The sequence below is a fragment of the Wenzhouxiangella sp. XN79A genome (genome assembly GCF_012272825.1).
Taxonomy (GTDB): domain Bacteria; phylum Pseudomonadota; class Gammaproteobacteria; order Xanthomonadales; family Wenzhouxiangellaceae.
In genome coordinates, this window is sequence record NZ_JAAWWS010000151.1 from 35,205 (window position 1) to 46,548 (window position 11,344).

Annotated in this window: 10 protein-coding genes; 1 reads left to right on the forward strand and 9 read right to left on the reverse strand. The window is 68.9% G+C overall.

Going from position 1 to position 11,344, the window contains the following annotated elements:
- Positions 1–143: 143 nt before the first annotated feature.
- The 9 genes from nth to HFP89_RS09595 all read right to left on the reverse strand — a co-directional run bounded on the left by nth (position 144) and on the right by HFP89_RS09595 (position 8,627).
- Entirely contained in the window at positions 144–806 is a 663-nt protein-coding gene (gene nth, locus HFP89_RS09555; protein ID WP_168717455.1) for an endonuclease III, read from the reverse strand.
- Positions 807–863: 57 nt separating this feature from the next.
- A complete protein-coding gene (locus tag HFP89_RS09560) occupies positions 864–1,565 on the reverse strand; it encodes an electron transport complex subunit E (protein WP_168717436.1) in 702 nt (233 codons plus the stop codon).
- On the reverse strand, positions 1,562–2,179 hold the full coding sequence (locus HFP89_RS09565) for an RnfABCDGE type electron transport complex subunit G (RefSeq protein ID WP_168717437.1): 618 nt from the start codon (positions 2,177–2,179) through the stop codon (positions 1,562–1,564). The genes HFP89_RS09560 and HFP89_RS09565 overlap by 4 nt, the downstream gene beginning before the upstream one ends.
- Entirely contained in the window at positions 2,176–3,222 is a 1,047-nt protein-coding gene (locus tag HFP89_RS09570) for an RnfABCDGE type electron transport complex subunit D (RefSeq protein WP_168717438.1), read from the reverse strand. Before HFP89_RS09570 ends, HFP89_RS09565 begins: the two co-directional genes overlap by 4 nt.
- The gene (rsxC, locus tag HFP89_RS09575) at positions 3,219–4,778 is read right to left on the reverse strand and encodes an electron transport complex subunit RsxC (protein ID WP_168717439.1); all 1,560 of its coding nucleotides are present in this window, start codon (positions 4,776–4,778) and stop codon (positions 3,219–3,221) included. The genes HFP89_RS09570 and rsxC overlap by 4 nt, the downstream gene beginning before the upstream one ends.
- Positions 4,771–5,340 (reverse strand): electron transport complex subunit RsxB, encoded by a 570-nt coding sequence (gene rsxB / locus HFP89_RS09580; RefSeq protein ID WP_168717440.1) that lies wholly within the window; start codon positions 5,338–5,340, stop codon positions 4,771–4,773. The genes rsxC and rsxB overlap by 8 nt, the downstream gene beginning before the upstream one ends.
- Positions 5,337–5,915 (reverse strand): electron transport complex subunit RsxA, encoded by a 579-nt coding sequence (rsxA, locus tag HFP89_RS09585; protein WP_168717441.1) that lies wholly within the window; start codon positions 5,913–5,915, stop codon positions 5,337–5,339. Before rsxA ends, rsxB begins: the two co-directional genes overlap by 4 nt.
- 109 nt (positions 5,916–6,024) lie before the next feature.
- On the reverse strand, positions 6,025–7,947 hold the full coding sequence (ftsH, locus tag HFP89_RS09590; protein WP_168717442.1) for an ATP-dependent zinc metalloprotease FtsH: 1,923 nt from the start codon (positions 7,945–7,947) through the stop codon (positions 6,025–6,027).
- 71 nt (positions 7,948–8,018) lie between these two features.
- Positions 8,019–8,627: an SAM-dependent methyltransferase gene (locus HFP89_RS09595; RefSeq protein ID WP_168717443.1), complete on the reverse strand. Its 609-nt coding sequence runs from the start codon at positions 8,625–8,627 to the stop codon at positions 8,019–8,021.
- A gap of 116 nt (positions 8,628–8,743) precedes the next feature.
- On the opposite strand from HFP89_RS09595, the gene metG reads away from it, so the two are divergent.
- A complete protein-coding gene (metG, locus tag HFP89_RS09600) occupies positions 8,744–10,771 on the forward strand; it encodes a methionine--tRNA ligase (protein ID WP_168717444.1) in 2,028 nt (675 codons plus the stop codon).
- The last annotated feature ends 573 nt before the right edge of the window (positions 10,772–11,344 follow it).

An 11,344-nucleotide genomic window follows, 5' to 3' on the forward strand; every position in this document is an offset into this window, starting at 1 on the left:
AACAGACCGCGGCCGGGGAGGATTCCTTTCACCGGATTCCACCGATGCGATCGAAACGTAAAGGATCGGATCCTCCACCAACGACGGCCGGCCCCGGAGCGGGACGCTACTGATAGCACATCTGCATGGCTGCCAGCAAGAACTCAGTCGGCCGCGGCCGGGGCGTCGGGTGTCCCGGGGGTCTTGTTCGTGAAATTGCACAGATCGGCGACCGGGCAATGCGGACAGTCGGGCCTGCGCGCCTTGCAGATGTAGCGGCCGTGCAGGATCAGCCAGTGGTGGGCATGCTGCAGGTACTCGGCCGGCACCCGCTTCAGCAGCGCCTTCTCGACGGCCAGCGGGGTCCTGCCGGCCGCCAGACCGGTCCGGTTGGCGACCCGGAAGATGTGGGTGTCCACGGCCATGGTCGGCTCGCCGAACGCGGTGTTCATGACCACGTTGGCGGTCTTCCTGCCCACTCCGGGCAGCGCTTCCAGCGCGGCCCGCTCGCGCGGGACCTCGCCGGCGTAGAGCTCGACCAGCGCCTTGCACGTACGCATGACATTGCGGGCCTTTGAATTGAACAGCCCGATCGTCTTGATGTGCTCCTTGAGGCCGTCCTCGCCGAGTTCGAGAATGGCCTGCGGCGTGTTGGCGACCGGGAACAGCCGCCGGGTGGCCTTGTTGACGCCCACGTCGGTGGCCTGTGCCGAAAGGATCACCGCGATCAGCAGCTCGAAGGTCGATGAATATTCCAGCTCGGTGGTCGGCTCGGGGTCCAGTTCGGCCAGTCGCCGGAAGAACTCGGCACGGTTGTCGGGGTTCATCGGGCGGGGCATGGTTGCTTCCTTCGCTGATCGTCGGGCTGTGCGGACCGCTGAGGTTCAGGCGGTTTCGGGCCCTGGGGCCGAGGTGCCGGCGGGCTCGGTCGATGGCGCGGACCGGGGCGCCGGGCGGCGGGTGTGCAGGTGCTGTCGCAGTGCGACCAGCAGGCCCAGGCCGATGAAGGCGCCGGGCGGAAGGATCGCCAGCAGCAGGCCGTGCTGCTCGGGAAACAGCTGCAGGGTCAGCCCGGCGGCCGCCGGCCCGAACAGCTGGTCGGCCCCGGCCAGCAGCGAGCCCTGGCCGATCAGTTCGCGCAGGGAGCCTAGCACCACCAGCACCAGCAGGAAGCCGAGCCCCTGGGCCAGGCCGTCGTGCAGCGCATCGATCACCGGCCGACGCGAGGCGAAGGCCTCGGCCCGGGCCAGCAAGGTGCAGTTGGTGACGATCAGCGGGATGAAGATGCCCAGCGTGGTCCACAGGTCGTAGAAGAACGCGGCCAGGATCCGGTCGACCACGGTGACCAGCGTGGCGATGATCAGCACGAAGACCGGAATGCGCAGTTCCGCGGCGACCTGGTGGCGCAGCAGCGAGACCAGCACGTTGCTGGCCGCGAGCACCGCCAGCGTGGCCAGGCCGAGGCCGAGCCCGTTGATCGCGGTGCCGGTGACTGCCAGCAGCGGACACAGGCCGAGCAGCTGGACCAGGCCGGGGTTGTTGGTCCAGAGGCCGTCGCGCCACAAGGTTCGGGTTGTTGCGTTCATTCCTGACTCGCCGGAATCTCGAAGATGCGCTCGCGGTTGGCGCGCTGCCAGGCCAGCACCCGGCCGATGGCATCGATGACCGCAGCGGAGGTGATCGTCGCGCTCGACAGTGTATCGAAGGCGCCGCCGCGACGGTCGGGACGCCAGTCCCCGGCCGGCGGATCGCCGAGCGCGCGGCCCTCGAACTGCCGGATCCAGTCCGAGCGGTCCGATTCGATGCGGTCTCCGAGGCCGGGCGTCTCGCGGTGCTCGAGCACGCGCACGCCGATGACTTCGCCGTCGGGTCGCAGCGCGATCAGCAGCCGGATCGGACCGCTGTAGCCCTCGGTGGTGGTCACGTCGGCCAGCAGCGCGATCGGCTCGCCGGCGCGCCGGGCCCGATGGATCGTCGACGGCGGCTCGAGACCGGCGATCCAGGCCGGGAACCGGTCGTGGATCGGGTCGTTGTCGTAGCTGCCTTCGGCCAGCAGCTGGGTCAGCGTGGCGTGTGCGCGCTGCTCGGCCTGCTCGGCGATCGGCCCGGCCGTCCACTGGTGGACGCCGGCCAGCAGCACGGCCGCGGCCGCTGCGACCAGGCCCAGGACCGGAAGAGGGTGCTGTCGGAAGGACCTCATGAGCCGTCCCGGTCGCTGTCATGGCCGTAGGTCCGCGGCCGGGTCAGCCGGTCGATCATCGGCGCGGCCATGTTCATCAGCAGCACCGCGAACGCGACGCCGTCCGGGTAGCCGCCGAAGCGGCGGATGGCCAGCGTCAGGATCGCCACGCCGGCGCCGAACACCAGCCGGCCGCGCATTGTCGAACAGCCCGAGACCGGGTCGGTGGCGATGAAGAACGCGGCCAGCACCAGCGCGCCGGAAAACACGTGCTGCAGCGGCGAAGGGTGGATGTCCGGCCCGAGCAGCCACATCGGCGTGGAGACCAGCAGGGTGGTGCCGATCACCGCCACCGGCACGTGCCAGGAGATCACTCGCCGCCAGACCAGGTAGAGGCCGCCGAGCGCGTAGAAGTTGGCGATCCACTCCCAGCCCAGGCCGCCGAAATCGCCGAAGATCGGCGCGGCGCGGATCTCGGTAACCAGCCGGTTCTCGGCCACGCCGGTTCTCAGCGCATCCAGCGGCGTGGCCTGGCTGATCGCGTCCCAGCCCACCGAAGGCGGCAGCTGGCCGGTGAAGATCGCGATCGCGGTCTCGCCGATGCCGGGCAGGCCGGGCGTCAGCGAGCGGGGCGCCAGCCATTGCGACAGCTCGATCGGAAACGCGATGATCACCGCGGCGAAGCCGACCATCGCCGGGTTGAACAGGTTCGAGCCCAGCCCGCCGTACAGGTGCTTGGCGATGACGATCGCGAACAGCATGCCGGTCAGCGCGATCCACCACGGCGCCAGCGGCGGGACGCACAGCGCGAACAGCACCGCGGTGACCACCGCGCTGTAGTCGGACAGGAAAGGCTTCAGCGGCCTGTCGCGGAGCGTGAGCATCGCGGCTTCCAGGGCCAGCGCGAAGGTCACGGCCAGGGCGATCTGGAACAGGATGCCGACGCCGAAATAGACCACGTGGGCGACGATGCCGGGGACCAGGGCGTAGAGCACCTGGCGCATCACGCCGCCGACCGTGCTGATCGGGGGCAGGTGCGGGGCGCCGGCCAGCGACAGGTTCATGCGTCGTTGTCCCCCGCGTCGCCGGTGTCCTTCTGCGCCCGGGCCCGGGCGCGCTCGATTGCGGCCCGGACTTCGTCCTGCGCCCGGTCGGCGTCCTTGAGGCGGCGTTCGCGCGCTTCGCGTTGTTCTCGTCGCGCGGCCTCGCGCTCGGCCAGCCGCGCCTCGCGCGCCTCGAAGCGGGCTTTCGCCCGGGCCGCGCGGGCGTCCTCGATGCCGCGTTCGCGCAGCACGCCCTTGCCGTGGCGGTAGTGGTCGACCAGCGGAATGTGGCTGGGACAGACGTGGGCGCAGCAACCGCATTCGATGCAGTCGAACAGGTTCAGTTCCCGGGCAGTGTCGAAGTCGTCGGCGACCAGGTGCTTGTAGAGCATCTGCGGCAGCAGGCTGGCCGGACAGACCCGGATGCACTCACCGCAGTTGATGCACGGCATCACCGGCTGTTCGCGCGCGGTGTCTTCGGGCCTGAGCGCCAGGATGCAGTTGCTGCCCTTGGTGATCGGAATCCGGTCCGAGGCCAGCGGCAGGCCCGACATCGGGCCGCCGAGCACCAGCCGATCGATCGCGCCGGTGGTGCCGTCGGCGGCGGCGATCAGCCCGGCGATCGGTGTGCCCAGCCGAACAACGAAATTGCGCGGATGCCGGATGCCCGGCCCGCTGACGGTGACGATGCGCTCGATGACCGGCCGGCCGTCGATCAGGATGTCGCGGGCCGCCGCGGCGGTGGCCACGTTCAGGCAGACCAGGCCGAGGTCCTGCGGCAGCCCGTCGTGCGGCACCTCCTGGCCGGTCAGCACCTGGATCAGCTGTTTCTCACCGCCTTCCGGATAGATCGTCGTGACCTGGACGACCCGGATCGGCGCCTCCGCGTCGACGGCCCGGATCGCTGCGTTCAGGCGCTTGCGGACTTCGCCCATCTGGTCCTCGATCGCGATCACCACGTCGTCGGCGCCGGTGGCCCGGGCCAGCATCCGCGCACCCTCGATGATTGCCTCGGGGCGGCTGCGCATGAGCATTTCGTCGCAGGAAATGTAGGGCTCGCACTCCGAGCCGTTCAGGATCAGCGCCCGGATCGGCGGAAACTCGCCGCGCAGCTTGGCCGCGGTCGGGAAGACCGCGCCGCCGAGGCCGGCCAGTCCCCCGGCCCGCAGTCGTTCGATCAGTGCATCGGTTGATTCGTAGGTCCAGTCTTCCGGCACGTCCAGCGGCTCGAAGCGGTCTTCGCCGTCGGGGATCAGCACGATGCAGCGCGCCTGCCCGCCGGGCGGCCAGCTGACCGGTCCGTCGCGCAGCGCCTCGACGGTGCCCGAGGTCGGCGCGTGGATCGGCACTTCGCGATCGCTGCGGGCGCGGGTCAGCGGCTGGCCGCCGACGACCCGGTCGCCGGGCTCGACCAGGCATTCGCCGGCCGGTCCCTGGTGCTGGGCCAGCGGCAGCCACAGGCGCTCGGGCAGCGGAGCGGGCGTCAGCGGGTCGCGGCAGGCGATCTGCTTGTGGTGGCGCAGCTTCAGGCCGCCCGGGAAGCGGTACAGGTGGCGTCCGAGCTCGAACTCAGCCATGCCGCACCTCGATCGGGATCGAGCGGCGGGGTGCATCGGGCTCGGGCCAGATGAACGGGGCCGGCCGCGGCACCAGGTCGATGCAGTCGACCGGGCAGGGCGGCAGGCAGAGTTCGCAGCCGGTGCAGTCGGCCTCGATGACGGTGTGCATGCGCCTGGCCGCGCCGACGATCGCGTCGACCGGGCAGGCCTGGATGCACAGCGTGCAGCCGATGCAGCGGTCTTCGTCGATCAGGGCCACCTGCGGTGGCTTGGTCTCGCCGCGTTCGGCGTCCAGCGGCTTCGGCTCGCGGCCGAGCAGCTCGGCCAGCTCGCGCACGCCGGTCTCGCCGCCGGGCGGGCACTGGTTGATGTCGGCCTCGCCGCGGGCAATCGCCTCGGCGTAGGGCCGGCAGCCGGGGTAGCCGCACTGCGCGCACTGGGTCTGCGGCAGAACGGCATTGATCCGCTCGACCACCGAATCCTCGTCGGGCGCCAGCCGCTTCGCGCCGATCCGGAGCACCAGGCCGATGCCCAGCAGCAGGGCCAGCAGCACGACCAGTGCGGTCAGAACGCCGCTCACAGCTTGGCGAACCCGGCGAAGCCCATGAAGGCCAGCGCCATCAGTCCGGCGGTGATCAGCGCGATCGGCGCGCCGCGGAAGCTGGCCGGGACGTCGGCCAGGTCCAGCCGCTCGCGGGCCGCGGCCAGCAGCACCAGCACCAGCCCGAAGCCGGCCGCCGCGCCGAAGCCGTACAGCGCCGACTCGACCAGCGAGTGCTGTTCACGCACGTTCAGCAGCGCCACGCCGAGTACCGCGCAGTTGCTGGTGATCAGCGGCAGGTAGATGCCGAGCACGCGGTGCAGCATCGGCGCGGCGTGGCGCAGGACCAGCTCGGTCAGCTGGACCAGGCCGGCAATGACCACGATGAAGGCCACGATGCGCAGGTAGCCCAGCCCCAGCGGCTCCAGCACCCAGGCGGTCAGGACGTAGCTGGCCACGGCCGAGAGGGTCAGTACGAATGCCGTGGCCATCGCCATGCCGGCCGCGCCCTCCAGCCGTCCGGACACGCCGAGGAACGGGCACAGGCCGAGAAACTGCACCAGCACGAAGTTGTTGACCAGCGCGGCGCTGACGACGATGAGCAGGAGATCCATGGCACCTGCGATTGTGCCATCGGCGCTGCAAAGCTGCGCGCGACGGACCGGCTCGGCCTCGACCGGAAACGAACGACCCCGCGGCGGGGCGGGGTCGGGGTGGGTCGGTTCAGAGCTGCTCGGCGGGCCTGCCCGAGGGCGCGGGCGCGTCGTCGTCGCCGGAGCCGGTCGGCGGCGGGCTGCCGCTGTCGTTCCAGCCCTCGGGCGGATCGGGCTCGTTGCCGTCCATGATCTGATCGATCTGCCTGGCGTCGATGGTCTCGTAGCGCATCAGCGCATCGGCCATCAGGTGCAGCTGTCGATCGTGCTCGGTCAGGATCTCCTTGGCGCGCTCGTAGGCCCCGTCGATGATCGTGCGCACTTCCTTGTCGATCATCCGATGCGTTTCGTCGGAGATGTTCTTGTGCTGGGTCACCGAGCGGCCGAGAAAGACCTCGTCCTCGTTCTCGTCGTAGGACAGCGGGCCGAGTACGTCGGACAGGCCCCACTTCGAGACCATGTTGCGGGCGATGGCGGTGGCCCGTTCGATATCGTTGCTGGCGCCGGTGGTGACCTTGGCCTTGCCGTAGATCAGCTCCTCGGCCACGCGGCCGCCGAACAGGCTGGCCAGCTGCGATTCGAGCTGGGTCTTGTTGAGGCTGTACTTGTCTTCCTCGGGCAGGAACATGGTCACGCCCAGCGCGCGACCGCGCGGGATGATCGTGACCTTGTAGACCGGGTCGTGCTCGGGGACGATCCGGCCGACGATCGCGTGGCCGGCCTCGTGGTAGGCGGTCAGGCGCTTGTCGTCCTCGTTCATGACCATGGACTTGCGCTCCGCGCCCATCATGATCTTGTCCTTGGCCCGCTCGAAGTGGTCCTGGGCGACCGTCCTGGAATCCTCGCGCGCGGCGAACAGCGCGGCCTCGTTGACCAGGTTGGCCAGATCGGCGCCGGAGAAGCCCGGCGTGCCGCGCGCGATGTTGCGCGGGTTGACGTCGTCGTCGATCGGCACCTTGCGCATGTGCACGGTCAGGATCTGTTCGCGGCCCTTCAGGTCGGGCAGCGGCACCACGACCTGGCGGTCGAAGCGGCCCGGGCGAAGCAGCGCGGGGTCGAGCACGTCGGGCCGGTTGGTCGCGGCAATCAGGATGATGCCCTCGTGGCCGTCGAAGCCGTCCATCTCGACCAGCAGCTGGTTCAGGGTCTGCTCGCGCTCGTCGTGACCGCCGCCGAGACCGGCGCCGCGGTGACGGCCGACCGCATCGATCTCGTCGATGAAGATGATGCACGGGGCGTGCTTCTTGGCCGTCTCGAACATGTCGCGGACGCGAGAGGCACCGACGCCGACGAACATCTCGACGAAGTCCGAACCCGAGATCGAGAAGAACGGCACCTTGGCCTCGCCGGCGATGGCGCGGGCCAGCAGGGTCTTGCCGGTGCCGGGCGGGCCGACCATCAGCACGCCCTTGGGAATCTGGCCGCCGAGCTTCTGGAACTTCGACGGGTTGCGCAGGAACTCGACCAGTTCGACGACCTCGTCCTTGGCTTCCTCGACGCCGGCAACGTCCTTGAAGGTGACCTTGACCTGGTCCTCGCCCTGCAGCTTGGCGCGCGACTTGCCGAAGCTCATCGCGCCGCCGCGGCCACCTGCGCCGCCCTGCATCTGGCGCATGAAGTAGATGAACAGGAACACCAGCAGCAGCACCGGAAGCAGGCTGATCATGATGTCGACCAGCACCGAGCGACCCTCCGGCGGAACCGCGGAGTGCTTGACCCCGTTGTTCTCCAGATCGGCGATCAGGCCCGGGTCGTTCGGCGGCGCGAAGGTCTCGTAGCTTCGACCGTCGGTGGTCTGCCCGGTGATCTTCTGGCCGCCGGTCTGGGCCTGGACGATCGCCGTATCGATCTGCCCGTTCCGGACCTGTTCGAGGAAGGTCGAGTAGTCCACGGGCTGCGCCGCGGTCTCGGTCTCGGCGTAGTGCTGGAAGATGCTCATCAGGACCATCGCGATGATGATCCACATCAGAAGGTTCTTGGCGAGCTGGCTCAACGTCGGGCTCCTGGGCTGTCACGTGCGCTGCGGCCGTTCGGGGGCAGCGCGGAATTCGGGGTTTCGACCGGTCAGGACGGCTTCAGACCGTCGCCGACCAGGTAGACCTCGCGGCTCTCTCGCCGGGAGGCGTTCGGCTTGCGGATTCGAACGACTCTGAATGTAGCACGCGCTTCGCGAACGAACGCGTCAAAGCCTTCACCCTGAAACAGCTTGACCACGAACCGTCCGTTCGGTTCCAGCCACTGGCGGGCGAACTCCAGCGCCAGTTCGGCCAGGTGCATGCTGCGGGCCTGGTCCGCGACCGCAATGCCGGAGAGATTGGGGGCCATGTCGGAAAGCACAAGGTCGACCCGCTCGCCGACCCGGGCTTCGAGCTGCTCGAGCACCGGCTGCTCGCGGAAATCGCCCTCGATGACCTCGACGCCGGGCAGCGCATCCATCGGCAGGATGTCCAACGCCACCACCCGGCCGGTCTCGCCGACCTTCTCGGCGGCGACCTGTGCCCAGCTGCCCGGTGCCGCGCCGAGGTCGACCACCTTCAGGCCGGGCCGCAGCAGGCGGTCCTTTTCGTCGAGCTCCAGCAGCTTGAAGGCCGCACGGGCCCGGTAGCCGGCCGCGCGGGCCTGCTTGACGTAGGGGTCCTTTTCCTGGCGGGCCTTCCAGCGGTTGGAGCTCATCGGTCCGGTCCTCGGTTGGAGTGCTCGGCGATCGGGTTCATCGATTATCCCACCCAGTATCGCATCCGGGCCCCCATGCGATAATGTCGGGCTTTCCGAGACCGACCGAGACATCCATGAGTCGCCGCCGCATCCTGGTCACCGCCGCGCTGCCCTACGCCAACGGTCCGATCCACCTCGGCCACATGCTGGAATACGTCCAGACCGACATCTGGGCCCGGTTCCAGCGTGCGCGCGGCCACGAGGTCGTGTTCGCCTGGGCCGACGACGCGCACGGCACGCCGATCATGCTCAACGCCGAGAAGCGCGGCATGACGCCGGAGCAGCTGATCGAGTTGTTCGGCGAGCAGCACGAGCGCGACTTCCGCGATTTCGGTATTTCCCACGACAACTTCTCCTCGACCCACAGCGAGACCAATCGCGAACTGGTCGAGGAGATCTGGCAGAAGCTCGTCGACGGCGGCAGCGTGGTCACGCGGACCATCGAGCAGTTCTTCGACACCGAGAAGAGCCTGTTCCTGCCCGACCGCTTCATCCGCGGATCCTGCCCGCGCTGCAAGGCGCCGGAGCAGTACGGCGACTCCTGCGAGAGCTGCGGGGCGACCTACGAACCGACCGACCTGATCGAACCGCGCTCGGTACTGTCGGGATCCACCCCGGTCATGAAGTCCACCGAGCACCACTTCGTCACCCTCAAGCCCTTCGAAGAGGGCCTGAAGGCCTGGATGCGCTCCGGCCCGCTGCAGGACGAGGTCGCCAACAAGCTCGACGAGTGGTTCGAGGGCGGCCTGCGCGACTGGGACGTGACCCGCGACGCGCCGTACTTCGGCTTCCGGATTCCCGGCACCGAGGACAAGTACTTCTACGTCTGGCTGGATGCGCCGGTCGGGTATCTCTCGAGTTTCAAGGAAGTCTGCCGGGCGCGCGGCCTGGACTTCGACGCCTGGGTGCGGCCCGGGGCCGACGCCGAGATGCACCACTTCATCGGCAAGGACATCATCTACTTCCACTGCCTGTTCTGGCCGGCGATGCTGGAAGGTGCCGGGTTCAAGCGCCCCGACACCGTGCACGCGCACGGCTTCCTGACCGTCAACGGCACCAAGATGTCGAAGTCGCGCGGCACCTTCATCATGGCCCGCACCTGGCTGGACCACCTGCCGCCGGACGTGCTGCGCTACTACTTTGCCGCCAAGCTGGGCCCGGGCCTGGCCGATCTCGACCTGAACTTCGACGACTTCATCAACCGGGTCAACTCGGATCTCGTCGGCAAGCTGGTCAACATCGCCAGCCGCGCCGCCGGTTTCGTCCACAGGCTCGGCGGCGGAACGCTCTCGGCCACCCTGCCGGACGCCGACCTGTACCGCGAGTTCACCGACGCCAGCGAGGCCATCGCCGAGGACTACGAGCAGCGCAACTTCGCCTCGGCCATCCGCCGCATCATGGCGCTGGCCGACCGCGCCAACCAGTACGTCGACGAACACAAGCCGTGGAAGATGGCGAAGGAAGAAGGCCGGGCGGTCGAGGTCGTGGCCGTCTGCACCCAGGCGCTGAACCTGTTCCGCGTGCTGACCACCTGGCTGTCGCCGGTCATCCCGACCATTGCCGAAAACGCCGGCACCTTCCTGAACGACGACCTGATGAGCTGGGCCGGCCTGGACGAACCGCTGCTCGATCACCGCATCGAGAACTTCCAGCCGCTGGCCCGCCGGGTCGAACCCCGACAGATCGAGGCATTGATGAACGACGCGAAAGAATCGCTCGAGTCCACCGAGTCATCGTCCGACACCGCAGAGACCGCGCCGAAGCTCGAGCTGGCGCCGGAAATCACCATCGACGACTTCATCAAGGTCGACCTGCGCGTGGCGCGGATCGCCGAGGCCGGCTTCGTCGAAGGCGCCGACAAGCTGCTGCGCCTGGTCCTCGACCTTGGCGGCGAGACCCGCCAGGTCTTCGCCGGCATCCGCGGCGCCTACGAACCGGCCGACCTCGAGGGCCGGCTGACCGTCATGGTCGCCAACCTCAAGCCGCGCAAGATGCGATTCGGGATGTCCGAGGGCATGGTGCTGGCGGCCGGCGGCGACGACGGCGGGCCGTACCTGCTCTCACCGGATTCCGATGCGCAGCCGGGCATGCGGGTGAAGTAGGTTTTCCGGGCGCTGCCCCGGGGCCCGCTTTTCACTTTTTCCTGTTCGAGGCCGCTCGCGGGCGAAGGGCGGCCGATTCGGTTCGCGCGCAAGCGCCCTCCAACCGTCGATCGGATCGAGGCGGCTGGAGCTTCCTGTTGGAGGCCGCTCGCGGGCGAAGGGTGGCCGATTCGGTTCGCGCGCAAGCGCCCTCCAACAGTCGATCAGGGCGAAGCGGCTCGATTCACCTGTTGGAGGCCGCTCGCGGGCGAAGGGTGGCCGATTCGGTTCGCGCGCAAGCGCCCTCCAACAGTCGATCAGGGCGAAGCGGCTCGATTCACCTGTTGGAGGCCGCTCGCGGGCGAAGGGTGGCCGGTGCGGTTCGCGCGCAAGCGCCCTCCAACAGTCGATCAGGGCGAAGCGGCTCGATTCACCTGTTGGAGGCCGCTCGCGGGCGAAGGGTGGCCGATTCGGTTCGCGCGCAAGCGCCCTCCAACAGGTGAATCAGCGCCGAGGCCGGATCGAAGGTCTGTTGGAGGCCGCTTGCGGGCGAAGGGTGGCCGATTCGGTTCGCGCGCAAGCGCCCTCCAACAG